Annotated in this window: 22 protein-coding genes; 8 read left to right on the forward strand and 14 right to left on the reverse strand. The window is 62.0% G+C overall.

The features are described from left to right. Nucleotides 1-11: 11 nt before the first annotated feature. The 3 genes from C8K58_RS28955 to C8K58_RS28965 are packed head-to-tail and all read right to left on the reverse strand — an operon-like array spanning nucleotide 12 to nucleotide 3699. A complete protein-coding gene (locus C8K58_RS28955; RefSeq protein WP_108574768.1) occupies nucleotides 12-1475 on the reverse strand; it encodes an amidohydrolase family protein in 1464 nt (487 codons plus the stop codon). 1 nt (nucleotide 1476) lies between these two features. Continuing rightward, the gene (locus tag C8K58_RS28960) at nucleotides 1477-2337 is read right to left on the reverse strand and encodes a MurR/RpiR family transcriptional regulator (protein WP_027607656.1); all 861 of its coding nucleotides are present in this window, start codon (nucleotides 2335-2337) and stop codon (nucleotides 1477-1479) included. Between the two features lie 12 nt (nucleotides 2338-2349). After that, nucleotides 2350-3699 (reverse strand): gluconate:H+ symporter, encoded by a 1350-nt coding sequence (locus tag C8K58_RS28965; RefSeq protein WP_223841626.1) that lies wholly within the window; start codon nucleotides 3697-3699, stop codon nucleotides 2350-2352. Nucleotides 3700-3946: 247 nt separating this feature from the next. Here C8K58_RS28965 and C8K58_RS28970 point away from each other — a divergent pair, with 247 nt between their 5' ends. Beyond that, nucleotides 3947-4327 (forward strand): lysozyme inhibitor LprI family protein, encoded by a 381-nt coding sequence (locus tag C8K58_RS28970; RefSeq protein WP_065938998.1) that lies wholly within the window; start codon nucleotides 3947-3949, stop codon nucleotides 4325-4327. A gap of 2 nt (nucleotides 4328-4329) precedes the next feature. Here C8K58_RS28970 and C8K58_RS28975 read toward each other — a convergent pair whose 3' ends face one another. From C8K58_RS28975 to C8K58_RS28995, 5 genes are all read right to left on the reverse strand, one after another. Further along, nucleotides 4330-5775 carry a SulP family inorganic anion transporter gene (locus tag C8K58_RS28975; RefSeq protein WP_092359321.1) on the reverse strand — a complete coding sequence of 482 codons (1446 nt, stop codon included), beginning with the start codon at nucleotides 5773-5775 and terminating at the stop codon, nucleotides 4330-4332. Nucleotides 5776-6014: 239 nt separating this feature from the next. Further along, nucleotides 6015-6908, reverse strand: coding sequence for an NAD-dependent epimerase/dehydratase family protein (locus tag C8K58_RS28980; RefSeq protein ID WP_092359323.1), 894 nt, complete (start codon nucleotides 6906-6908; stop codon nucleotides 6015-6017). A 103-nt stretch (nucleotides 6909-7011) separates the two neighbouring features. Beyond that, on the reverse strand, nucleotides 7012-7908 hold the full coding sequence (locus C8K58_RS28985; RefSeq protein ID WP_065947220.1) for a LysR family transcriptional regulator: 897 nt from the start codon (nucleotides 7906-7908) through the stop codon (nucleotides 7012-7014). A 30-nt stretch (nucleotides 7909-7938) separates the two neighbouring features. Then, complete coding sequence (locus C8K58_RS28990; RefSeq protein WP_027607662.1) at nucleotides 7939-8529, reverse strand: NAD(P)H-dependent oxidoreductase; 591 nt, start codon at nucleotides 8527-8529, stop codon at nucleotides 7939-7941. Between the two features lie 118 nt (nucleotides 8530-8647). Continuing rightward, complete coding sequence (locus tag C8K58_RS28995) at nucleotides 8648-9412, reverse strand: sulfite exporter TauE/SafE family protein (protein ID WP_092359326.1); 765 nt, start codon at nucleotides 9410-9412, stop codon at nucleotides 8648-8650. Nucleotides 9413-9519: 107 nt separating this feature from the next. Between C8K58_RS28995 and C8K58_RS29000 the strand changes: the two genes are divergently transcribed. Beyond that, nucleotides 9520-10416 (forward strand): LysR substrate-binding domain-containing protein, encoded by an 897-nt coding sequence (locus C8K58_RS29000; protein WP_027607664.1) that lies wholly within the window; start codon nucleotides 9520-9522, stop codon nucleotides 10414-10416. Here C8K58_RS29000 and C8K58_RS29005 read toward each other — a convergent pair. Together C8K58_RS29005 and kynU are read right to left on the reverse strand one after the other, a co-directional pair. Beyond that, a complete protein-coding gene (locus C8K58_RS29005) occupies nucleotides 10362-11768 on the reverse strand; it encodes an amino acid permease (protein ID WP_027607665.1) in 1407 nt (468 codons plus the stop codon). The two genes, C8K58_RS29000 and C8K58_RS29005, sit on opposite strands and share 55 nt — an antisense overlap. 162 nt (nucleotides 11769-11930) lie before the next feature. After that, complete coding sequence (kynU, locus tag C8K58_RS29010; protein WP_092359330.1) at nucleotides 11931-13181, reverse strand: kynureninase; 1251 nt, start codon at nucleotides 13179-13181, stop codon at nucleotides 11931-11933. Between the two features lie 144 nt (nucleotides 13182-13325). Here kynU and C8K58_RS29015 point away from each other — a divergent pair, with 144 nt between their 5' ends. After that, nucleotides 13326-13799, forward strand: coding sequence for an Lrp/AsnC family transcriptional regulator (locus tag C8K58_RS29015; RefSeq protein ID WP_003176072.1), 474 nt, complete (start codon nucleotides 13326-13328; stop codon nucleotides 13797-13799). 58 nt (nucleotides 13800-13857) lie between these two features. Here C8K58_RS29015 and catA read toward each other — a convergent pair whose 3' ends face one another. From catA to C8K58_RS29030, 3 genes are read right to left on the reverse strand one after another with little or no spacing between them, the layout of a single operon-like run. After that, entirely contained in the window at nucleotides 13858-14787 is a 930-nt protein-coding gene (gene catA / locus C8K58_RS29020; protein ID WP_027607667.1) for a catechol 1,2-dioxygenase, read from the reverse strand. 41 nt (nucleotides 14788-14828) lie between these two features. Next, nucleotides 14829-15119, reverse strand: a complete 291-nt coding sequence (gene catC, locus C8K58_RS29025; protein WP_027607668.1) for a muconolactone Delta-isomerase — start codon at nucleotides 15117-15119, stop codon at nucleotides 14829-14831. Between the two features lie 12 nt (nucleotides 15120-15131). Beyond that, nucleotides 15132-16259 carry a muconate cycloisomerase family protein gene (locus C8K58_RS29030; protein WP_092359332.1) on the reverse strand — a complete coding sequence of 376 codons (1128 nt, stop codon included), beginning with the start codon at nucleotides 16257-16259 and terminating at the stop codon, nucleotides 15132-15134. Nucleotides 16260-16373: 114 nt separating this feature from the next. Here C8K58_RS29030 and C8K58_RS29035 point away from each other — a divergent pair, with 114 nt between their 5' ends. After that, complete coding sequence (locus tag C8K58_RS29035) at nucleotides 16374-17249, forward strand: LysR family transcriptional regulator (protein ID WP_092359334.1); 876 nt, start codon at nucleotides 16374-16376, stop codon at nucleotides 17247-17249. A gap of 45 nt (nucleotides 17250-17294) precedes the next feature. On the opposite strand, the gene C8K58_RS29040 is transcribed toward C8K58_RS29035, so the two are convergent. Next, nucleotides 17295-18287 carry a helix-turn-helix domain-containing protein gene (locus tag C8K58_RS29040; protein ID WP_108574769.1) on the reverse strand — a complete coding sequence of 331 codons (993 nt, stop codon included), beginning with the start codon at nucleotides 18285-18287 and terminating at the stop codon, nucleotides 17295-17297. Nucleotides 18288-18599: 312 nt separating this feature from the next. Here C8K58_RS29040 and antA point away from each other — a divergent pair, with 312 nt between their 5' ends. From antA to C8K58_RS29060, 4 genes are all read left to right on the forward strand, one after another. Continuing rightward, a complete protein-coding gene (antA, locus tag C8K58_RS29045; protein WP_092359337.1) occupies nucleotides 18600-19991 on the forward strand; it encodes an anthranilate 1,2-dioxygenase large subunit in 1392 nt (463 codons plus the stop codon). After that, nucleotides 19991-20482, forward strand: coding sequence for an anthranilate 1,2-dioxygenase small subunit (gene antB / locus C8K58_RS29050; RefSeq protein WP_027607673.1), 492 nt, complete (start codon nucleotides 19991-19993; stop codon nucleotides 20480-20482). Before antA ends, antB begins: the two co-directional genes overlap by 1 nt. An 82-nt stretch (nucleotides 20483-20564) precedes the next feature. Next, complete coding sequence (gene antC, locus C8K58_RS29055) at nucleotides 20565-21572, forward strand: anthranilate 1,2-dioxygenase electron transfer component AntC (RefSeq protein WP_108574770.1); 1008 nt, start codon at nucleotides 20565-20567, stop codon at nucleotides 21570-21572. A gap of 57 nt (nucleotides 21573-21629) precedes the next feature. After that, on the forward strand, nucleotides 21630-23033 hold the full coding sequence (locus C8K58_RS29060) for an amino acid permease (RefSeq protein ID WP_027607675.1): 1404 nt from the start codon (nucleotides 21630-21632) through the stop codon (nucleotides 23031-23033). The last annotated feature ends 83 nt before the right edge of the window (nucleotides 23034-23116 follow it).

Consider the following 23116-nt stretch of genomic DNA (forward strand, 5'->3'; position numbering starts at 1 on the left):
GAAAGCGCCCACTATAGAGTCGAAAACCCACCACGCAAATCCCCACTGCGCGCCAGGAAGCGCCCCGGTCGCTGACCGTTCGCTTGGCCATCGCTGTAGCTCAATACGCCGTTGACCCACACGCCGTCAATGCCTTGCGCCGCCCGCTGTGGCTCATTGAAATCCGCCACATCCCGCACCCGCAACGGGTCGAACAACACCAGGTCGGCCCAGTGCCCTTCACGAATTTCACCACGCTCGGATAACCCAAAACGCGCTGCCGACAAGCCGGTCATCTTGTGCACGGCGGTGTGCAACGGGAACAACCCGACATCCCGGCTGAAATGTCCCAGCACCCGTGGAAACGCCCCCCACAAGCGTGGGTGTGGAAACGGATCTTCGGGCAACCCATCAGACCCCACCATCGACAATGGATGCGCAAGGATGCGTCGCACATCCGCTTCATCCATCCCGTAGTACACCGCCCCCGCAGGCTGTAGACGACGAGCGGCGTCCATCAACGAGACGTCCCATTCGCCGGCAATGTCCTGCAAGTCGCGCCCTCCCACTTCCGGGTGCGGCGTCGACCAGGTAATCGTGATGCGAAACGCGTCGGTCACCTGCTTGAGGTCCAGGGTCGAAGAACTGGCCGCGTAGGGATAACAATCACACCCCACCGGGTGGGTTTTCGCCGCCGACTCCAACGCTGCCAACAGCTGCGGACTACGCCCCCAGTTCCCCGCGCCCGCACATTTGAGGTGGGAAATGATCACCGGTACCTGTGCGTGCCGGCCGATCAGAAAAGCCTCGTCCATGGCCTCCAGCACCGGTTCGAATTCGCTGCGCAAATGGGTGGTGTACACCGCACCGAAGGCCGTGAGTTCTTCACTCAGTTGCAGCACCTCATCGGTCTCGGCATTGAACGCGCTGGCGTAGGCCAGGCCGGTGGATAAACCGAGGGCGCCGGCCTCGAGACTCTCGTGCAACTGCACACGCATGGCGGCGATTTCATCCGGTGTGGCGGTGCGATGCAGGTCGTCCATGTGGTTACTGCGCAGCGCCGTGTGACCGATCAATGCCGCGACGTTGACCGCTGGATGAGCGCTTTCAACGGCGCTGCGATAGTCGCTGAACCGGGGATAAACAAACGCCGCAGCGCTGCCCAACAAGTTCATCGGGTCCGGCGGATCGCTGCGCAAACTCACCGGTGAGGCGCTGATGCCACAGTTGCCGACAATCACAGTGGTCACACCCTGGCTGAGCTTGGGCAGCATCTGCGGCTGGCGGATGACCACCGTGTCGTCGTGGGTGTGGACATCGATAAAGCCCGGCGCCAGTACACGGCCAGTCGCATCGATTTCATGCGAGGCCACCGCCGTCGACAAGTCGCCAATGGTCTCGATGCGCCCGTCACGCAACCCCACATCGGCGACAAACCCTTCGGTGTTGCTGCCATCGATGATCAGCGCCTGGCGAATCAGCGTGTCGTACGTCATGTCAATCTCCAAGCGGCAGGCGGTCAGGGCCGCCGCGATAATCGTCGAGGGCCAGCTTGATCCGGCGCAGGCGTTCCTGGTTGTCGTCGGGCAGGGCCAGCGCCAGTTCGGTGGCGAGCAGGTCGATGGCCAGCAGCATGCCGTAGCGCGCCGCCGTGGGTTTGTAGATAAAACTGGTTTCGGCCGGTTGCAGCGGCAGCAGCACATCCGCCAACTGCGCCAGGGGTGAGTCGGCCAGGGTGATGGCGACGATGCGCGCGTCGTAGTTGCGTGCCAGCGCCACCACATCGAGCAACTCAGGGGTGAGGCCCGTGAGCGAGCAGACAATCAGCGCGTGTTCCGGCCCCAGGGTTGCCGCCGTGACACGCATCATCACCGGGTCGTGGCTGGCGGCAATCGGGTAGCCCAGGCGAACCAGGCGCACCTGCAATTCATCGCTGCACAAACTCGACGGCCCGCCCATGCCGAACGCGTGGATCATCCGCGCCTTGCCCAGCAGGTTGACCGCATCGACAAAGCTGGCCTGGTTGAAACCCGACAAGTGCTGGCGCAACGTCGCTTCGATATCGCCGAGAATCTGCCGATGAAATGCCGACTGTTCAGGCAGCCCCGCCGGGTCCAGGAAGCGGCTGCCGACGCCGCTGGCCTGGGCCAGTTGCAGGCGCAGGTCGCGCAAATCCCGGCAACCGACACTGCGGGCAAACCGCGACAACGTCGCGGTACTGACCTCGGCCCGTTGGGACAGCTCTTCCAGGCTGGCCGAGGCGGCAAAGCCCACATCCTCCAGCATCAGCCTGGCGATACGCCCTTCGCCGGCGCTGAAGGAATCCTGACGGGCGCGGATCTGGTAGAGGATGTCCATGAAGGCTCCGGGTTACAAAATACAGGACAGACCGTAAGTCAGACCGAAGGCAACCACAGAGATCAGCGTCTCCAATACGGTCCAGGTCTTGAAGGTCTGGATCACCGTCATATTGAAGTATTCCTTGATCAGCCAGAAGCCGCCGTCGTTAACGTGGGAAAAGATCACCGAACCCGCGCCAGTCGCCAACACCAGCAATTCCGGGTGTGGATAACCCAGGCCCAGGGCGACCGGCGCAACCACGCCGGATGCGGTAGTCATGGCCACCGTGGCCGAACCTGTGGCGATGCGCATCAAGGCCGCAAACAGCCACCCCATCACCAGCGGCGACAACTGAAACGCGTGGGCCAGGCCGAGGATCTCATGAGTGACGCCTGCATCCACGAGGATCCGGTTCAGGCCACCGCCCGCGCCCACCAGCAAGGTGATGCTCGCGGTCGGCGCCAGGCATTCATTGGTGAACCTGAGGATCGACTCACGGTTGAAGCCCTGCGCCAGGCCCAGGGTCCAGAAACTCACCAGGGTTGCCACCAGCAGCGCAATCACCGAGTTGCCGATAAACAGCAGAAACTGATTGAAGCCGCTGCCCGGGGTGGAGATCACGTTGGCCCAACCGCCGATCATCATCAGCACCACCGGCAACAGGATGGTGCCCATGGTCAGCGTAAAGCTCGGCAAACGCTCACGAGGTTCACGCTCGATAAACTGGCGTTCCAGCGGGTTTTCCGCCGGCAGGTGAATACGCGGCACGATGAATTTGGCGTACACCGGGCCGGCGATGATCGCCGTGGGTATACCGATGAGGATCGCATAGAGCACGGTCTGCCCCACCGACGCGTTATACGCCAGCACGGCCATCATCGCCGCCGGGTGCGGCGGCACCAGCGCATGCACCACCGACAGGCCGGCAACCATCGGCAGGCCGACCATCAGGATCGACACCCCCACGCGCCGCGCCACGGTAAAGGCGATTGGCACCAGCAGCACAAAGCCCACTTCGAAAAACAGCGGCAGCCCCACCAGGAAGGCGATGCACACCATGGCCCAATGGGCATTACGTTCGCCGAAACGGTTGATCAGGGTGCGCGCCACCTGCTCGGCGCCACCGGACTCGGCCATCATCTTGCCGAGCATGGTGCCCAGCGCCACGACCAGGGCGATATGCCCCAATGTTTTGCCGACGCCCGCCTCGTAGGAGCCCATGATGGTGTCAGCCGGCATCCCGGCCATCAGCGCCAAGCCGATGGACACCAGGGTGATGACGATAAACGGGTTGAGCCGGTAACGTGCGATCAGCACGATCAAAGCAATGATGGCGATGGCAGCGTATGCCAACAGCCCGAAGCCCGGTGATGCGGCCATGCGGTACTCCTCGGAAAGGGTCACGTCGAATTGGTTGTGAAACTCATAAATCATTACCGAGGAGCATTTTCAAATTTTATGAAAGTAACTTTCGCCCACGGATAAGCGCTGTCGCGTTGGGGTATGCCCAAGGGCCGTGCATGAAAATCCGGGGGGTGTTCTTACATGAAGATCAGAGAAGGCTGGAAACTCAACGAATACCCTTGAGTCATAGAATGCACATCCACCGTTGCCAGGAAAATCGAGCATGATTCGTACGACACTCGCCGCCGGCGCCCTGCTTCTCGCCGTGTGCGGCACTGCCGCCGCCGCCGACAACCCGGCGCTGAAAAAATGCATGGACGGCGCCAACACCACTGCCGACATGGTCAGCTGCAACGTCAAGGAAACCAAGGTGCAGGACACGCGCCTGAACAAAGCCTACAAAACCGCCCTCGCCGCCCAGGAAGGCAACCGCAGGCAGCAACTGCAGGACCTGCAGCGCCTGTGGATCAAGTACCGTGACGCCAATTGTGCCTTCGCCGGCTCGGCTACTGGCGGCACCATCGACCAGGTCAACGGCACCGGCTGCGTGCTGGACATGACCCAGACCCGCGCCCAGGAACTGGAAGACCTGGTCGGGCCATAAAATCAGTCGTGATGCACCCTCGCACGCTTGAGCAGCTTCTTGCAGCGTTCGGACAAATGCAGCACGCGCAAATGCTTGCCGGCCTTGCTGTAGCGCTCGCGCAGGGTCATCAGCGCGGCAATCGCCGAGTAGTCGACAAAGCTCAGGTGACGACAATCCAGCGTCACCTGGGCGGGGTCGTTGGCCGGGTCGAACTGGTTCAGGAACGGCGTCGTCGAGGCAAAGAACAGCGTGCCGTGCAGGCGATAGAGCTTGCTGCCATCCGCTTCCAAATGCGCATCGGCGTACAGCTCACGGGCCTGTTGCCAGGCAAAGTTCAGTGCTGCGATCACGATGCCGCACAGCACGGCGGTGGCCAGGTCGGTGAACACCGTGATCACGGTCACTGCGATGATCACCAGCACATCATTGAGCGGCACCTTGTTGATCACCCGCAGGGACGCCCAGGCGAAGGTCTGCTGGGACACCACGAACATCACCCCCACCAGCGCCGCCAGCGGGATCCGCTCGATCAGCGGTGACAGAAACAAAATAAACAGCAGGATCATCACCCCGGCGAACACCCCGGAGAAACGTCCGCGCCCGCCGGAGCTGAGGTTGATCACGGTTTGCCCGATCATCGCGCAACCGCCCATGCCGCCGAACAGGCCCGAGAGCATATTCGCCGCGCCCAGGGCCACGCTCTCGCGGTCAGGATAGCCACGGGTCTCGGTGATTTCGTCGGTGAGGTTCAGGGTCAGCAGGGTTTCCAGCAGGCCGACCATGGCCATCAGGAACGCATAAGGGGCGATGATGCCGAGGGTTTCCAGGGTCCAGGGGATCTGCGGCAGCGCGAAGGCCGGCAGGCCGCCGGCGATGTGGGCCATGTCGCCGAGGGTACGGGTCGGCAGGCCGAGCAGGTACACGGCCAGGCCCACGCCAAGGATCGCCACCAGGGCTGGCGGCACCGCACGGGTGATGCGCGGCAGCAGGTAGACGATGGCCATGGTCACCAGCACCAGGCCCGTCATCACGTACAACGGCATGCCGCTGAGCCAGCGTTCACCGTTCTTGAAATGTTCCAACTGGGCCAGGGCAATGATGATCGCCAGGCCGTTGACGAACCCCAGCATCACCGGGTGCGGCACCATGCGCACCAGCTTGCCCAGGCGCAACAGGCCGAACGCAACCATGATCAGCCCGCCCAGCAGCACCGTGGCCAGCAGGTATTCCACGCCGTGCTGCACCACCAGCGCGACGATCACCACCGCCATCGAGCCTGCCGCCCCGGACACCATGCCCGGCCGGCCGCCGAACAAGGCGGTGAGGGTGCAAATGATAAAGGCGCCGTACAGCCCCATCAGCGGGTTGAGGTGAGCCACCAGGGCAAAGGCGATGCACTCGGGCAGCAGCGCGAAAGACGTGGTGAGGCCGGCCAGGGCATCGGCGCGCAGACGGGTGAGGTTCATGAGGTACCAGGGCATTGCGGGGGATAAGGCGGGGAATGGTACGGAATTGAGCGCGGTGGGGCCAGATTTTTAAGGCAAGCACACACCCTGTAGTGAGCGGGCTTGCCCCGCGTTGGGCTGCGAAGCAGCCCCAAAACCATTCACCGTATTTCTGTCTGAATGTATGCGATTACTGACAGGGGGCCGCTTCGCAGCCCGACGCGGGCAGGCCCGCTGGCCACAACTAAACGGCGGAAAACTTAGACCATCTCCTGACGAATCCACTCCACCACCGACGTACGCTTCGGCGCCCAGCCCAGCAACTCCCGGGCATGCCTGCCACGCACGCGGCTGTTGGAGCCCAGGCCATAGTTGGCCATTTCATAGCCCCACTCGGCCTCAGCCTCGGCCAATGGCCAATCCTGCGGCCGGCCCAGGTTCAGGGCTTGGGCAATCGCCGTGGTCATGTCGATAAACGAGGCCTCGCCGCTTTCCACAAAGTAGAAGGTGCCCGGCACGTTGCGGGTCAGTGCCAGCAGGTACAGCGCCACCACGTCTTCAATGTGCACGTTGGACCAGATGTTCTGCCCGGCGCCCACATGGCGCACCACGCCGCTCTTGCGTGCCTGCTTGAGCAAGCGCGGCAGTTGCACGCTGTCGCGCTTCACACCGAGGCTGTGGCCGTAGATCAGGGTGTTGCAGATCACTGCTGAGTTCACGCCGTCTTTTGCGGCCGCCAGGATCAGGTTGTCGATGGCCACGCGGGCAGCCTTGTCGACGGTCGGCTCCGGCAGGCTGTCTTCGAAATAGATGACATCGCTGGACTTACCGCCCGACGCATCCCCCACGATGCTCGAACCGCTGGTGTGCAGGAATGGCTTGTCCGAACCTTTCAGTGCGGCCAGCAGGGTTTCCACCGCGGCACGATGGTCGCTGCTCGCGGCATTGATCACTGCATCGGCTTTGTGCGCTTGCTCGGTCAACACAGCAGCATCGTCGAGGGTGCCGATCACCGGGTTGATGCCCAGGGCAGTCATTTCAGCCGCTTGCCCGGCGCTGCGTACCAGGCCGGTAACCGTGTGACCAGCCTTGACCAGGCCGGTGGCGATGGAACCGCCGATAAAACCGGCTGCGCCGGTAATGAATACGTTCATGGAGAGTGCTCCTGACGGGGTAAGTGATGGCTCCATTGTTGCGGACTCATCCCTGACGAATAAGCCCGCACCGCCCAATTCACTCTTGCGTGAGGGTCACGAATCAGCAGGCATACCGCGCCAGCTTGGCCTGGATAAAGTCCAGGAAGCACTGGATGCGCAGCGCCAATTGCGAGTTGCGGTAGAACACCGCGTGGATCGGTTGGCGATACCCGCTGTTGAACGCCTCCAGCACCGGCACCAGGCGCCCGGCATTGATGTCTTCGACGGTCATGAAGTTCGACAGGCAACAAATGCCCTGCCCTTCCAACGCCAACTGGCGCAGGGTTTCACCACTGGACGCGGCCACGCTGGGCTCGATCAGCCAGCGGTCACCTTCCACATGGCGCAGCGGCCAGTGGTTGAGGGTTTCGGTCTGGGTAAAGCCCAGCAGGGTATGGTCAGCCAACTCGGCGACCGTCGTCGGCGTGCCGTACTGCTTGAGGTAGTCGGGGCTGGCGAGGATATGCAGCGGCGTACAGCCCAAGGATCGCGCATGCAGGGTGGAGTCGGCCAGGGCACCGATGCGAATCGCAATATCGGTGCTCTGTTCCAGCAGGTCGATGATCAGGTCATCGCTGTTCAACTCCAGCTGGATCTGCGGGTACAAACGGCGGAATTCGGCGATGTAGGGCACGATCCCATGCAGCATGAACGGCACGGCGGCATTGATGCGCAGGCGCCCGGCGGGGTTTTTCTGGCGTGACGACAGGCGCTCTTCCAGCTCGTCCATCTGCGCCAGGATCAGCTTGGCCTGCTCGAAGAAGTACTTGCCCTCCTCGGTCAGGTCCATGCGCCGCGTGGTGCGGTTGATCAGCGTGGTCTCAAGCTTGGCTTCCAGGCGCGACAGGGTGCGGCTGACCGCCGACGGCGTCTGCCCGACCTGCTCCGCGGCGGCGGAAATCGAGCCGCACTCAATCACGCTGACGAAGATCTGTAGCTCATCGGATCGGGCTTTCACGGGCGGTCCTCGTTATCGGTGTACCGCAGCTTACACCGAGAGGTTGAACACCCGCGCCAGATGCTGTTCGTAGCGCGCCACATCCACCTCGATGGCCGGGCGTTTCATCACGTCCACGCACAGGAAGGTCGGCAGGCCGGTCATGCCGAGGAACTCGTTGGCTTTGTGGAACGGGAAGTACACCGCATCCACGCCCTTGGCTTCGAAGAAGTCGGTCGGATCGTCGAAGGCTTGCTGCGGTGCATTCCAGGTCAGTGACAGCATGTAGTGCTTGCCCTGGACCAGGCCACCGCTGCCGTATTTCTGCGAGGCGTCGGAACGGGTGCGACCATCGCTGGCATACAGGCTGCCGTGGCCTTCGGTGAAGACTTCGTCGATGTACTTCTTGACGATCCAGGGCGCGCCCATCCACCACCCGGGCATCTGGTAGATGATCACATCGGCCCAGAGGAATTTGGCGACCTCTTCGGCCACGTCGTAGCCTTCGTCGATATGGGTGACCTTGACGTCGATACCGCCTCGGTCCAACACCGCCAAGGCGGTGTCATGCAGGGTGGCGTTATAGCGGCCGTCGGAGTGGGCGAATTTTTTACCGCCGTTGAGCAGGAGTACTTTTTTCATGGGAGGCATCCAGAAGGTTGAAAATGTCTGGACGCAGACTATCCACCTCGGCCCTTCGGAATAAGCGGTCACCGGGCAAAATACCTTTGACCACAAGGAACGAATGGATCGCTAATTGTTAACCGCCGATCAGCAAATGCCCGCCCAGCAGTGCCATGCCGATAAAAAATACCCGCTTGAACAGCACCGCACTGATGCACTGGCGCACCACCTGGCCCAGCCACATGCCCAGCAGCGCCGGCACCAAGGCCAGCAACGAGGCGTTGATTGCACCAGCGCCCAAGGTGCCGCGCCAGGCCAGACCGGCGGCCAGGGCCAGGGTCGATACCGTGAACGACAACCCCAACGCCTGCACCAGTTGATCGCGATTCAAACCCAGCGCCTGCAGGTACGGCACGGCAGGAATCACAAACACACCGGTGGCCGAGGTGATAAGGCCGGTGATCAGCCCGCACACCAGTCCCAGCCAACGCTCGGTCCGGGCCTTGACCTTGAACGTGGGCAGGAACAGTCCGCTCAGTGCATACACCAGCAACGCGGCGCCCAGTGCGCGCACCACCCATTGCCCGCCGTCCATCCCCAGCCACACCGTGCCCAGCCCGGTGCCGAGGAAAATCAGCAGCAACATCGGCCAAAGGCGCTTGAGCAAAGCACTCAGGTGCCCGCCAAATGCCAATTGCCACAGGTTGGTGACGATCGAAGGGATGATCAGCAATGCCGCAGCCTGCGCCGGTAACATAGCCAGGCCGAGCATGCCCATGGCGACAGTGGGCAGCCCCAAACCGATGATACCCTTGACCGTACCGGCCAGCAGGAAGGTGCCGATCACCAGCAAGGTAAGGGCGGGGCCGAGGTTCTGGTAAAATGCGAGAAAGGTATTCATGGGCAGAGTGTGCGACTTTTCGATGCGCTCTAAAATTCGCCATATACTGAGGCAGCCTCTTGTTTTGCGTGACCCTGAGGCCAGTCCAGTCACCCGAGCCATCAGCCATGCACTTTGACCTGATCGACCTGCGCCTCTACCTGCACACCCTCGACACCGGCAACATCACCGCCGGCGCGGCCCGCAGCCATTTATCCCTGGCCGCCGCCAGTGCCCGCATCCGGGCGATGGAGGCATCGTTGGGCATCGAGTTTCTCCAGCGTGGGCGTCGCGGCGTCACCCCCACACCGGCGGGCAAGGCCCTGGCCCGTCACGCCCGCCTGTTGTTGCAACAGGCCGAGCACCTGCAACAGGACCTGGCGGAATACGCCAACGGCGTCAAAGGCCAGGTGCGCCTGCTGTGCAACACCACTGCGCTCAGCGAATACCTGCCGGAACTGCTTGCGGACTTTCTGCGCGAACACCCCAACCTCGATATCGACCTGCAGGAATTGCCCAGCCTGCGCATCACCCAGGCCTTGCGCCAGGGCACGGCGGAGTTGGGGATCATCTCCGACGCCGTGGACACCCACGGCTTGCAGACCTTGCCCTTTCGCGACGACCCGCTGGCGCTGATCATGCCGCACGACCATCCCCTGGCGGGCGGCACGGTGAGCTTTGTCGACAGCCTGCAATACGACTACGTGGGTCTGGCCGCCGCCAGCGCCCTCGCGGTGTACCTGGAAGAACAGGCACTGCACGCGGGCTTTCGTGTGCAGACGCGTATCCGCGCCGAGGGTTTTGACGGGCTGATTCGCATGGTGGCCCGCGGCGCCGGCCTGGGCATCGTGCCCCTGGCGGCGTTGGCGCGCTGGCCAGCGCCGCGCCGCTTCATCGCCCAACCGTTGCAGGAAGAGTGGGCTTGCCGAACGCTGCTGTTATGCGCGCGTTCGTTCGAACAATTGCCGGGTTACGCCAGGGCCTTGTTCGATGCCTTGGTCCTGCCCTTGCGGAAAAACCCGTAATACACCGCCGACAGGATCAGCAGGAACGGCACGCCAAACACCAGGGTCATCTTGAACGCTTCGGTGAAGTACGTGGTGATCATCACCGCGCCCATCAGCACCAACCCCAATAACGTGCTGTAGGGAAACAGGCGCAACTGGAACGACAGCTTCGCGCCGCCATGACGCTTGCGATAGCGCCGGAAGAACAGGTGCGTGAGGAAGATCATGAACCAGGTGAAGATCGCGCCAAACATCGAGATCGCCATCATCAGGGTGAACGAACTTTCCGGGTACACCAGGTTCAACAGCGTCGCCAGGGCGATGCCCGAGCTGGACAACAGCAAGGCATTGAGCGGAATGCCGCTCTTGCTCAAGGCCCCCATGGACCTGGGCGCAAAGCCGGCGCGGGACAGGCTGAACATCATGCGCGTGGTGATGTAGAGCTGGCTGTTCATCGCCGACAAGGCCGCGATCAGGATCACGAAATTCATCACCCCGGTGGCGCCGGGAATGCCGATGGTCTGCATCACCGTGACGAACGGGCTCTGGGCCTGGCCGGCCTGGTTCCACGGCACGATGGCGAGCATCAGCGCCAGGGTCAGCAGGTAAAACACCACCAGCCGCACGATGGTCGCGCGAAAGGCTTTCTTCACGGCCTGCTCCGGGTCCGCCGCTTCACCGGCGGCCACGGCGATCATCTCGACGCTCAAGTAGCTGAAGATCGACACGATCACGGCAATCCACATGCCGCTCACGCCATGGGGGAAAAACCCGTCGTGGGCCGTGTAGTTCTGCACCCCGTATTGTGGGTTGCCGGAGCCGAACACCACGTACACCGCGAGGATGATGAAGCCGACGATGGCGCTGATCTTGATCGTCGAAAACCAGTATTCGAAGTTGCCGAAAGTCTTGACGCTGATGGCGTTGAGCAGGATCAGCACGCTGGAAAACGACACGATCCACACCCATTCCGGCACGTGGGCGAACCAGTACTTCATGTACATCGCCACCGCCGTGACCTCGGCCCCCACCGCCAGCACAATCGCCGCCCAGTAGGCATAACGCACCAGAAACCCGGCCAGCGGGCTGATGTAGAACTCGGCATAGGCGCCGAAAGAGCCCGAGGTGGAATGGGCCACCGTCATCTCGGCCAGGCAGCCCATCAGCAGCAAGGTGATCAACGCGCCGATCGCGTAGCTCACCAGCACGCTGGGCCCGGCGTAGCCGATGGCATAGGCGCTGCCCATGAACAGCCCGGTGCCGATGGCGCCACCGATGGCGATCATGCTCATCTGGCCGGAAGTGAGCTGGCGCCTCAGGCCCAGTTCGCGGTGGGTGATCTCGGCAAAGCCGTGGTCGGGTGTGCTCACGTGGTGTGCCCCTTTATTATTGTGGTTGTACTGTCTAACCGTTGTCACAGATCCCCTGTGGGAGGGGGCTTGCCCCCGATAGCGGTGGATCAGCAAAAATTTAAGTAACTGACAAACCGCCATCGGGGGCAAGCCCCCTCCCACATTTTCTCCGGCGTTTATTCAGGTGACGCTGTGGCGGACCTTGAATTGCGGCTGGTCCCAGGTGATGTTATCGAGAATCTCACCGAGGATTTCCACCGCATCCCACACCTCGGTAAAACTCGTGTACAGCGGCGTAAACCCAAAACGCATGATGCGCGGCTCGCGGTAATCACCGATCACGCCACGTGCGATCAGGGCCTGGATCACCGCATAGCCTTCCGGGTGTTTGAAGCTCACATGGCTGCCACGCCGAGCGTGTTCACGCGGCGTGATGAGCACAAGGTTGTGGGCGGCGCAGCGGCTTTCGACCAACTCGATAAACAGGTCGGTCAGCGCCAGGGATTTGCTGCGCAGGCGGGCCATGTCGGTCTGTTCAAAAACTTCCAGGCCGCATTCCACCATCGCCAGCGACGTGATCGGCTGGGTGCCGCACAGGTAGCGGGCGATGCCAGCGCTCGGCGCATAGCTGGATTCCATGGCGAACTGCCGGGTATGCCCGAACCAGCCCGACAGCGGCTGGTGCACCAGGTCCACCAACGCCGGGTTGACCCACACGAACGCCTGGGAACCGGGGCCGCCGTTGAGGTATTTGTAAGTGCAGCCAATCGCATAGTCAGCACCGGCCCCGTGCAGGTCGATGGGCACCGCGCCGGCCGAATGCGCCAGGTCCCAGATGCTCAGCGCGCCGCATTCATGGCTCAAGGCGGTGAGCGCCTGCATGTCGTACATGTAGCCGGTCTTGTAGTTGACGTGGGTGAGCATCACCACCGCCACGTCGCCGTCGATGGCCCGGGGCAGTTCATCCGGGCTGTTGACCAGGCGCAGGGAATAGCCCTGTTGCAGCAACTCGGCGAGGCCCTGGGCGATGTACAAATCGGTGGGGAAGTTGCTCGCTTCGCTGACGATCACCTTGCGCGCCGGCTCACGTTGGCGCTGCACGCTCAAGGCGGCGCTGAGCACCTTGAACAGGTTGATCGAGGTGGTATCGGTGATCACCACCTCTGCGTCCCGCGCCCCGATCAGCGGCGCCAGGCGGTTGCCCAGGCGCTGGGACAAGTCGGCCCAGCCGGCGCTGTTCCAACTGCGGATCAAGCCATTGCCCCACTCTTGCGCGATGACCGCCTGCGCCCGCGCCAACGCCGCCACCGGACGCGCACCGAGGGAGTTGCCGTCCAGGTAGATAACGTCCTGCGGCAAGGCGAACTGCTGACGTAGCGGCGCCAGCGGGTCCTGGGTGTCGAGGGCTTGGCAATGGCTGCGAGGGGTCATGGGCTGTCCTGGTTTTTGTCAGTGAGGATGCAGCAAATAATGAACGAAGATTTAAAGAATTTTCGTGCAAAGTGGTGGGTAACAGGCTAATTAAGCTGTAGGAAATTCGAATTTAACCCCTAAATACGCGGATTTATTCTAACCATGATCCTTGACGCCACCGACCTGCGCCTCCTGCATTTCCTGCAACAGGATGGCCGTATCAGCAACCAGGAACTGGCGGAAAAAGTCGCGTTGTCGCCCTCTGCCTGCCTGCGTCGTCTACGCCTGCTGGAGAGCGAAGGGATTATCAGCGGCTACCGTGCGGTGTTGAATGCCGAGCAGTTGGGGATTGAACTGGAGGCCATCGTCCACCTGTCATTGCGCCAGGATGTGGAGGATTGGCATGAGACGTTTATCAAGAAGGTGCAAGGCTGGCCGGAAGTGGCCAGCGCCTACGTGATCACCGGCGCCAGCAACTATGTGCTGCGGGTGCAGGCACGCAACCTCAAGCACTTTTCGGACTTTATCGTGAACCACCTGAACCGCACGGCGGGGGTGATGGATATCCGCTCGGAGATTGTGCTGCAGAAGATCAAGGATCGGGATGAGGTGCTTGATCTGGTGGTACGCAAATAGGAGCAGCGCCATCGGTAAAATGTGGGGGGCAAGCCCCCTCCCACATTTTTGACCGCATTTAGTCTTCGAGGGCGCGAACCCGCTGCATGCGTTTTTGCTCTACCGGCGCTGCGGCGGTTTGCAACTCAAAGTCAAAATCAATCTGCGCAAACCGCCCTTCCACGCCAAACTCCCGCGCCAGTTGCTGATCGTCACTGAAGCGAATCTCGGCAATCAACTCATCCCGCGTCGCGTAGGCAAAATCATCGTGCAGGTACGGGTCATCCGACAGGTTGATCTGGGTGGTCAGGTGCCGATGCCCCGGCGCCGAGATAAAGAAGTGGATATGCGCCGGGCGCTGCCCGTGGCGCCCCAGTTGATCGAGCAACTGCTGGGTCGGCCCGGTCGGCGGGCAGCCGTAGCCCGACGGCACGATGCTGCGAAAGCGGTAGTTGCCCTGGGCGTCGGTCTCGATACGCCGACGCAGGTTGAATTCGGATTGCGTCGGGTCGAACCACGAATACGTACCGCCGGTATTGGCCTGCCACACATCGACAATCGCCCCGGCCAACGGCTTGCCGTCGGTGTCGCGCACCTGCCCGCGCATAAACAGCGGCACCGCGTCGTCCTTGCCATCGTCCAGCCGCGCCTCGTACTTCGACAGCGGCGCGCCGGCCACATACAGCGGGCCTTCGATGGTGCGCGGGGTACCACCGGACTTGCCGGCTTCCTCGTCGGCGGCGTCCATCAGCATATCCAGGTAATGCTCCAGGCCGAGCCCGGCGGCGAGCAGTCCGGCCTCCTGGTGCTTGCCCAGTTCGTTGAGGTAGTTGACCGCCTTCCAGAACTCTTCCGGGGTCACGTCCAGGTCTTCGATGATGTTTACCGTATCGCGCAGGATCCGGTAGATCAGCGCCTTGGCGCGCGGGTTGCCGCCGTCAGTGAGGTTGCCGCTGGCTTCTTCGAGAAACCGTTGGGCGTGGGCAGTCTGGGACAGTCGGATGGACATGGTGCGTTCCTCATCTTGTAGTTATCAGAGTGAAAACCGGCCTAGCGGTCGTCTTCATGGATCGACGAAGGGTGCCGGCACAAGGCATTCACTTCGATGGCCATGTAGGGGTAAAGCGGCAGTTGCATCAGCAGGTCATGCAGTTCTTGCACGCTGTCGACGTCGAACACGCTGTAGTTGGCGTAGAGCCCGGCGATGCGCCATAAGTGGCGCCATTTGCCCTGGTGCTGCAGACGCTGGGCAAAGGCCTTTTCGTCGGCCTTGAGGCTGGCGGCGCGCTCGGGGTGCATGTCGACGGGCAGGTTCACGGTCATTTTTACGTGGAACAACATGGGCGGCGCCTCTTAGTGTTTGTCACGACGGAAGAACGCAAGGCGCTCCTCATCGATGGCCAGGCCCAGGCCCGGCAAGTGGGAGACATGCAGCTGGAAATCGCGGTACAGCGGCGGCTCGGCAAGAATGTCTTCGGTCAGCAACAGCGGGCCGAACAACTCGGTACCCCATGCCAGCCTGTTCAGCGTGAGGAAGGCATGCGCCGACGCCAGGGTGCCGATCCCCCCTTCCAGCATGGTGCCGCCGTACAGGCCGATACCGGCGGCCTCGGCAATCGCGGCGGTGCGCAATACCGCGCGGGGGCCGCCGTTCTTGGCGATCTTCAGGGCGAACACCGAGGCCGCGCCTTCACGGGCCAGGTTGAAGGCCTCTTCGACACACTCGATGGATTCGTCGGCCATGATCGGCGCCGGGCTCGACAGGTTGAGCCGGGCCATGCCGCCACGGTTGTTACGCGAGATCGGCTGTTCGATCAGGTCGATGCCGTGGTCGCCGAGCACCTTGCACGCCCGCAGGGCCACGGCTTCGTCCCAGGCCTGGTTGACGTCGACGCGCACGCTGGCACGTTCGCCCAGGGCCTGTTTGATCGCGATGACATGGGCCAGGTCCTCGCCCACTTCACCGGCACCGATCTTCAATTTGAAGATGCGGTGGCGGCGCAGGTCGAGCATCTTTTCGGCCTCGGCAATGTCCTGGGCGGTATTGCCGCTGGCGAGGGTCCAGGCCACCGGCAGTGCATCGCGCACACGCCCACCGAGCAGTTCGCTGACCGGCAGGTTCAGGCGCTTGCCGAGGGCGTCGAGCAAGGCGCTTTCGATACCGGATTTGGCAAAGGTGTTGCCGCGAATGCTGCGCTCCAGGCGCAACATGGCCGCGTTGATATTGCTGGCGTCCTGGCCAATCAGCAGTGGGGCGAAGTGACGGTCGATGTTGACCTTGATGCTCTCGGGGCTCTCGTTGCCGTAGCTCAGGCCGCCGATGGTGGTGGATTCACCGATGCCTTCGATGCCGTCGGCGCAGCGCACGCGGATGATCACCAGGGTCTGGTTTTGCAGGGTGTGCATCGCCAGCTTGTGCGGGCGAAGGGTGGGAAGGTCGACGATAATGGTCTCGATCGACTCGATGGCGCAAATCGGCATGGCAATACCCGCTGGGTTCTTTATAGATTTACGTCGATTCTGTGCCGCATTCTTCCTGGCTTCCAATATAGAATTGGTCTCGATCAATACCCTCAAGGTATGAAAGGAGCCGTTATGGAACTGCGTCATCTGCGCTACTTCCAGGTGCTGGGGCAGACCCTCAACTTCACCCGTGCTGCCGAACGCCTGCACATCGCCCAGCCGCCGTTGAGCCGGCAGATCCAGCAATTGGAAGAGGAATTGGGCGTGATCCTGCTGGAGCGTGGCCGACCGCTGCGGCTGACCGAGGCCGGGCGGTTTTTCTATGAGCACGCCAATGTGTTGCTCGAACAATTGGCCACGGTCTGCGACAACACCCGCCGCATCGGCCAGGGCGAGAAGACCTGGCTGGGCATCGGCTTTGCGCCGTCGACCTTGTATGGCGTGCTGCCGGAATTGATCCGGCGGTTGCGCAGCCATGAGGCGTTGGAACTGGAGTTGGGGTTGTCGGAGATGACCACCTTGCAGCAGGTCGAGGCGCTCAAGGCCGGACGTATCGACGTGGGCTTCGGGCGCATTCGCATCGACGACCCGGCCATCGTCCAGCGTGTGCTGGTGGAGGATCGGTTGGTGGCCGTGCTGCCCGCCGGCCACCCATTGCTCGATGCACCCGCGACCCTCGCCCAACTGGCCGCCGAGCCGTTTGTGCTCTACCCCGGCAACCCGCGCCCCAGCTATGCCGACCATGTGATCGCACTGTTCGACGCCCACGGCCTGAGCCTCAAGGTGGCGCAGTGGACCAACGAACTGCAGACCGCCATCGGCCTGGTCGGTGCGGGCATGGGCGTGACACTGGTGCCGGCGTCGGTGCAGGTGCTGCATCGCGCGGATATCGGCTACACGCCGGTTGTGGAAGCGACGGCGACCTCGCCGATCATTCTCAGCCGACGGGTGAATGATCAGTCGCCGGGGCTCAGTCATTGCCTGCAGTTGGTTGAAGAACTGATCTGAAATCGCCCAGGCACCGCCCCTCCCACTGGTTGATCTTCATCAGGTTCAAGTACTGCGCATACGCATGCGTTGCAGCGTCTGGCTGGGGGATTCATCGAACAGTTTTCGATACTCCGCCGAGAACCGCCCCAGGTGGGTAAAGCCCCAGCCGAAGGCGATCTCGGAGATGGTACGGATCGATCCATGCTCGAGGATTTCCTGGCGCACCGCACTCAGCCGGTGCTTCTTCAGGTAGGCCATGGGTGACAGGGCAAAGTACTTGCGAAACGCATCGAACAGCTTGAACCGCGACACCCCGGCAGCGGTTTCCAGGTCTTCCAGGTGCAGCGCCTCGCGGGCGTTGTCGTGAATGTACTGGCGCGCACGGATCAGGTAATGGGGCAGTTTCACCCCCAATACATCGCGCAGTTCTTCCGAGTAGTTGTTCGGCTGGGCGAGGATCAGGCCCTTGATCAATGAGCTTTCCAGGTCACGGGTGAACGCCGCCTGTTCATACAATTCGCTACGGCACTCCAGCTCCGCGATGAAGTAGCGCGCCATGCGCCACCACGACGCCGACGCCCCCTCCACCGCATCCATCACCGGTTCAAATTGCAGCGGCGCCTCGATCGGCCGTTGCAGCAAGCCCTCCAGCGACTCGCTCATCGCCGCCCGCGTGATCACCACTTGCAACTTGCGGCAGTCACCGGAAATCGCCAGCACCTGATGCTCGTTGGGCGCGATGATCACGCCCTGGTCGCGGTTGGAACTCAGGCGTTGGCCGTTCTTGCTCAGCTCCTGCTCCCCCACCAACGGCAGCGTGAGGCTGTAGCTGCTGAAGTGCTCGGCGTCTTCGATATCGATGGTCACGTCGGTGCCGTACTCGATCACCCCCAGGGTGGTGGCGCGGGACTTGAACACGTTGGCACTGTGATGAAAGCGCAGGCGCTCGGGCGTGCTCGTCACCAGGCGGTGCGGTCCGCAAATGCCGGACATCCAGCTGCGGGCGCCTTCGAGGTCGAAGCGTTGGACATGGATATCGCGTGTAGGACTATTCATCAGTGTGCACCCACGGCGGTCAGGCGGTTGCGCGCTCTGGCGGCGCGTCGTTGTGGTTCCACAGCAAGTTCTACGCCACGCCGACCCGATTGCAACCGAGTGGATAGCAACGGCCGACTATGTGGATAAACCACAGGTTTTGCCGCCCCTGGCCGCACCGGACAGTGGCGCGTTGCGTCACCGCCCCGCACCGCCGTGGGTATTTGCTGCCCAACTTTGCGGCCCACCTTCCCCCATTAAGCGGATAGCCCGCCACCTTGTCGCAGCCTCCTAATGGCTCACCTGTTCAGCCATTATCAAAAGGTGCCTCCCATGAGTGGTGCAAGAAGCGTCGAGCAATGGAAAAGCTTTATCGAGAGCTGCCTGGATTTTCGCCCGGCAGACGCCGTGTTCCGCATCGCCCGCGACATGTTCACCGAGCCGGAACTGTTCGATCTTGAGATGGAGCTGATCTTCGAGAAGAACTGGATCTACGCCTGCCATGAAAGCGAACTGGCCAATAACCACGACTTCGTGACGATGCGCGCCGGGCGCCAGCCGATGATCATTACCCGTGATGGCGAGGGCCGGCTCAATGCGCTGGTCAACGCCTGCCAGCATCGCGGCACCACCCTCACCCGGGTCGGCAAAGGCAACCAGTCCACCTTCACCTGTCCGTTCCACGCCTGGTGCTACAAGAGCGATGGCCGGCTGGTGAAGGTCAAGGCGCCGGGGGAATATCCGGAAAGTTTCGACAAGGCAACACGCGGCCTGAAAAAGGCCCGCATCGAGAGCTACAAGGGTTTTGTCTTCATCAGCCTGGACGTGAATGGCCGTGACAGCCTGGACGACTTCCTCGGCGATGCCAAAGTGTTCTTCGACATGATGGTCGCGCAGTCGGCCACCGGTGAGTTGGAGGTGCTGCCGGGCAAGTCGGCCTACACCTACGACGGCAACTGGAAACTGCAAAACGAAAACGGCCTGGACGGGTATCACGTCAGCACCGTGCACTACAACTACGTGGCCACGGTGCAGCATCGCCAGCAGGTGAATACCGAGAACGGCAGCGGGTCCGCCAGCACCCTGGACTACAGCAAGCTCGGCGCCGGCGACGCCAACACCGATGACGGCTGGTTCGCCTTCAACAATGGCCACAGCGTGCTGTTCAGCGACATGCCCAACCCCAGCGTGCGCTCCGGCTACGCCACCATCATGCCGCGCCTGGTGCAAGAGCACGGCCAGCAGAAGGCCGAGTGGATGATGCACCGCCTGCGCAACCTGAATATCTACCCGAGCCTGTTCTTCCTCGACCAGATCAGCTCGCAGCTGCGCATCATCCGCCCGGTGGCGTGGAACAAGACCGAGATCATCAGCCAGTGCCTGGGGGTGAAAGGCGAATCCGATGCCGACCGCGAAAACCGTATTCGCCAGTTCGAGGACTTCTTCAACGTCTCGGGCATGGGCACACCGGACGACCTGGTGGAGTTCCGCGAAGCCCAACGTGGTTTCCAGGGCCGCCTGGAACGCTGGAGCGATATTTCACGCGGCAGCCATCGCTGGGAAACCGGGCCGACGCCGAACAGCGAAGCCATCGGCATTCAACCGGCCATGACCGGCACCGAGTTCACCCATGAAGGCCTGTACGTCAACCAGCACCGCAACTGGCAGCAGTTCCTGCTCAAGGGTCTGGACCAACAAGCGCTGACACTGCGGGAGGTGAAGTGATGAATGCGCCATTGCAGTACCGGATCGAGCAGTTTTTCTACCGCAAGTCCGAGCTGTGCGACGCCCAGGACTGGGACGCCTATGTGCAATTGTTCGACCCGCACAGCGAATTCCACCTGCCGCAATGGGACTCGGAGCACGTCTACACCCGCGACCCCAAGCGCGAGATGTCGCTGATCTACTACGCCAATCGTTCGGGCCTGGAAGACCGCGTGTTTCGCCTGCGCACCGGCAAGGCAGCATCCGCTACACCGATGCCGCGCACCTTGCACCTGATCAACAACGTACGCATTGCCGAGCAGGCGGACGGCACGCTGGAGGTCCGGTTGAACTGGCACACGCTGTTCTATCGGCTGGCCACATCGGAGCAGTTCTACGGGCATGCCACCTATCGCCTCAAGCCCCATGGCGACAGTTGGCTGATCACTCGCAAGCATGCGCTGCTGCTTAACGACACCATCAATTCGGTGCTGGATTTCTATCACCTTTGAAGCACATCACATCTTGTGGCGAGGGAGCTTGCTCCCTCACCACAGGTGATGTGCCAGCCCTACACGCGTGGAGTTTCCGTGAATGAATCACAAAGTGGCCTTCAGTTTTGCCGACGGCAAGACCCTGTTTTTCCCGGTGGGCACAAATGAAATCCTGTTGGATGCGGCACTGCGCAATGGCATCAAGATCCCCCTGGACTGCCGCGAAGGCGTATGCGGCACCTGCCAGGGCCGGTGTGAGTCAGGTGACTACACCCAGGACTATGTGGACGAGGAAGCCCTCTCCAGCCTCGACCTGCAACAGCGCAAGATGCTCAGTTGCCAGACCCGGGTGAAGTCCGACGCGGCGTTCTACTTCGACTTCGATTCGAGCCTGTGCAATGCGCCGGGGCCGGTGCAGGTGCGTGGCACGGTAAGCGAGGTGCAGCAGGTGTCGGCCAGTACGGCGATCTTGACCGTGCGGTTGGACGCGGCGCTGGATTTCCTGCCGGGCCAATATGCGCGCCTCTCGGTGCCCGGCACCGACTGTTGGCGTGCCTACTCGTTCGCCAACCTGCCGGGCAACCAGCTGCAATTCCTGATCCGCCTGCTGCCGGATGGGGTGATGAGCAATTACCTGCGGGAACGTTGCCACGTCGGCGATGGGTTGCTGATGGAGGCGCCGCTGGGTGCGTTCTACCTGCGCCATGTCAGCAAACCGCTGGTGCTGGTGGCCGGCGGCACCGGACTGTCGGCGTTACTGGGCATGCTCGATGAACTGGCCGCCACGGGCTGTGATCAGCCGGTGCTCCTGTACTACGGCGTGCGCGGGGCCGAGGACTTATGTGAAGCGCAGCGTATCCATCAATACGCCTCGACAATCCGCGGTTTTCGCTACACCGAAGTGCTGAGCGCACCGGCGCCTGAATGGCCCGGCAAGCGCGGCTACCTCACCGAGCATTTCGACCTGGCCGAATTGCGCGACGGATTGGCGGATATGTACGTGTGCGGCCCTCCGCCAATGGTCGAATCCATCCAACAATGGCTGGCGGATCAGGCACTTGATGGCGTTCAGCTGTATTACGAAAAGTTTACCCAGAGTAATATCTGACTCCTCAGCACTTCTGAGGGGTTCTACCCCGAGAAAAACAAGTAGAAGGGAACGTTAATGGCGGATGACATGGTTAACCCGGCAGGCCTCAAGCGTGGCCTGAAGAACCGGCATATTCAGTTGATCGCCTTGGGCGGGGCGATAGGCACGGGGCTGTTCCTCGGTTCGGCCGGGGTACTCAAGTCGGCGGGGCCGTCGATGATCCTGGGCTACGCGATCGCCGGTTTCATCGCGTTCCTGATCATGCGCCAGCTCGGCGAGATGATCGTCGAAGAACCGGTGGCCGGCTCGTTCAGCCACTTCGCGCACAAATACTGGGGCGGTTACGCGGGCTTCCTGGCCGGCTGGAACTACTGGGTGCTCTACGTGCTGGTGGGCATGGCCGAGCTGACTGCGGTGGGCAAGTACATCCAGTTCTGGTGGCCGCAGATCCCGACCTGGGTCAGCGCCCTGGTGTTCTTTGTCGCGGTGAACCTGATCAACACTCTTAACGTGAAGTTCTTCGGTGAAGCCGAGTTCTGGTTTGCGATCATCAAGGTGGTGGCGATTGTCGGCATGATCGTGCTCGGCTGCTACCTGCTGTTCAGCGGCACCGGCGGCCCGCAAGCGTCGGTCAGCAACCTGTGGAGCCACGGCGGATTCTTCCCGAATGGCGGCATGGGGCTGTTGATGTCCATGGCCTTCATCATGTTCTCGTTCGGCGGCCTGGAGCTGGTGGGTATCACCGCTGCCGAGGCCAGCGAGCCACGCAAGGTGATCCCCAAGGCGATCAACCAGGTGGTGTACCGGATCCTGATTTTCTACGTCGGCGCATTGACCGTGCTGCTGTCGCTGTACCCATGGGATCAACTGCTGCAAACCCTCGGCGCGTCGGGCGATGCCTACAGCGGCAGCCCGTTTGTGCAGATCTTCTCGCTGATCGGCAACGACACCGCCGCCCACATCCTCAACTTCGTGGTGCTGACCGCGGCGCTGTCGGTGTACAACAGCGGCGTGTACTGCAACAGCCGCATGCTGTTCGGCCTGGCCGAGCAAGGCGATGCGCCGAAAGCGCTGATGAAGCTCAACAAGCAAGGCGTACCGCTGCGGGCCCTGGCGATCTCGGCGCTGGTGACGATGCTGTGCGTGGTGGTCAACTACGTGGCACCGCAAAGTGCCCTGGAGCTGCTGTTCGCGCTGGTGGTTGCCTCGCTGATGATCAACTGGGCGCTGATCAGCATCACCCATATCAAGTTCCGCAAGGCCATGGGCGAGCAAGGCGTGACGCCGTCGTTCAAGACCTTCTGGTTCCCGTTCAGCAACTACCTGTGCCTGGCGTTCATGCTGATGATCATCAGCGTGATGCTGGCGATCCCGGGGATTCGCGAGTCGGTGTATGCGATGCCGGTTTGGGTGGGGGTTATCTATGTGGCCTACCGGTTGCGAGTGAGTAAGACGAAAGCGGTTGCCGCTGCGCAGTAATATCCATGTGGGAGGGGGCTTGCCCCCGATAGCAGTGTGTCAGTCACTTATGTGTCCACTGACCCTCCGCCATCGGGGGCAAG

It is taken from the genome of Pseudomonas sp. GV047, from assembly GCF_003058245.1.
Lineage (GTDB): Bacteria > Pseudomonadota > Gammaproteobacteria > Pseudomonadales > Pseudomonadaceae > Aquipseudomonas > Aquipseudomonas marginalis.

What these genes read in the sequence shown, in the direction of transcription:
- C8K58_RS28975 (WP_092359321.1), bottom strand. Translation starts at nt 5,775, where the DNA reads ATGAACCTCACCCGTCTGCGCGCCGATGCCCTGGCCGGCCTCACCACG.
- C8K58_RS28970 (WP_065938998.1), top strand. Translation starts at nt 3,947, where the DNA reads ATGATTCGTACGACACTCGCCGCCGGCGCCCTGCTTCTCGCCGTGTGC.
- C8K58_RS28955 (WP_108574768.1), bottom strand. Translation starts at nt 1,475, where the DNA reads ATGACGTACGACACGCTGATTCGCCAGGCGCTGATCATCGATGGCAGC.
- C8K58_RS29030 (WP_092359332.1), bottom strand. Translation starts at nt 16,259, where the DNA reads ATGCCGATTTGCGCCATCGAGTCGATCGAGACCATTATCGTCGACCTT.
- catC (WP_027607668.1), bottom strand. Translation starts at nt 15,119, where the DNA reads ATGTTGTTCCACGTAAAAATGACCGTGAACCTGCCCGTCGACATGCAC.
- C8K58_RS28990 (WP_027607662.1), bottom strand. Translation starts at nt 8,529, where the DNA reads ATGAAAAAAGTACTCCTGCTCAACGGCGGTAAAAAATTCGCCCACTCC.
- C8K58_RS29035 (WP_092359334.1), top strand. Translation starts at nt 16,374, where the DNA reads ATGGAACTGCGTCATCTGCGCTACTTCCAGGTGCTGGGGCAGACCCTC.
- antA (WP_092359337.1), top strand. Translation starts at nt 18,600, where the DNA reads ATGAGTGGTGCAAGAAGCGTCGAGCAATGGAAAAGCTTTATCGAGAGC.
- C8K58_RS28980 (WP_092359323.1), bottom strand. Translation starts at nt 6,908, where the DNA reads ATGAACGTATTCATTACCGGCGCAGCCGGTTTTATCGGCGGTTCCATC.
- C8K58_RS28995 (WP_092359326.1), bottom strand. Translation starts at nt 9,412, where the DNA reads ATGAATACCTTTCTCGCATTTTACCAGAACCTCGGCCCCGCCCTTACC.
- C8K58_RS29015 (WP_003176072.1), top strand. Translation starts at nt 13,326, where the DNA reads ATGATCCTTGACGCCACCGACCTGCGCCTCCTGCATTTCCTGCAACAG.
- kynU (WP_092359330.1), bottom strand. Translation starts at nt 13,181, where the DNA reads ATGACCCCTCGCAGCCATTGCCAAGCCCTCGACACCCAGGACCCGCTG.
- C8K58_RS29000 (WP_027607664.1), top strand. Translation starts at nt 9,520, where the DNA reads ATGCACTTTGACCTGATCGACCTGCGCCTCTACCTGCACACCCTCGAC.
- antB (WP_027607673.1), top strand. Translation starts at nt 19,991, where the DNA reads ATGAATGCGCCATTGCAGTACCGGATCGAGCAGTTTTTCTACCGCAAG.
- antC (WP_108574770.1), top strand. Translation starts at nt 20,565, where the DNA reads ATGAATCACAAAGTGGCCTTCAGTTTTGCCGACGGCAAGACCCTGTTT.
- C8K58_RS29040 (WP_108574769.1), bottom strand. Translation starts at nt 18,287, where the DNA reads ATGAATAGTCCTACACGCGATATCCATGTCCAACGCTTCGACCTCGAA.
- C8K58_RS28965 (WP_223841626.1), bottom strand. Translation starts at nt 3,699, where the DNA reads ATGGCCGCATCACCGGGCTTCGGGCTGTTGGCATACGCTGCCATCGCC.
- catA (WP_027607667.1), bottom strand. Translation starts at nt 14,787, where the DNA reads ATGTCCATCCGACTGTCCCAGACTGCCCACGCCCAACGGTTTCTCGAA.
- C8K58_RS29060 (WP_027607675.1), top strand. Translation starts at nt 21,630, where the DNA reads ATGGCGGATGACATGGTTAACCCGGCAGGCCTCAAGCGTGGCCTGAAG.
- C8K58_RS28960 (WP_027607656.1), bottom strand. Translation starts at nt 2,337, where the DNA reads ATGGACATCCTCTACCAGATCCGCGCCCGTCAGGATTCCTTCAGCGCC.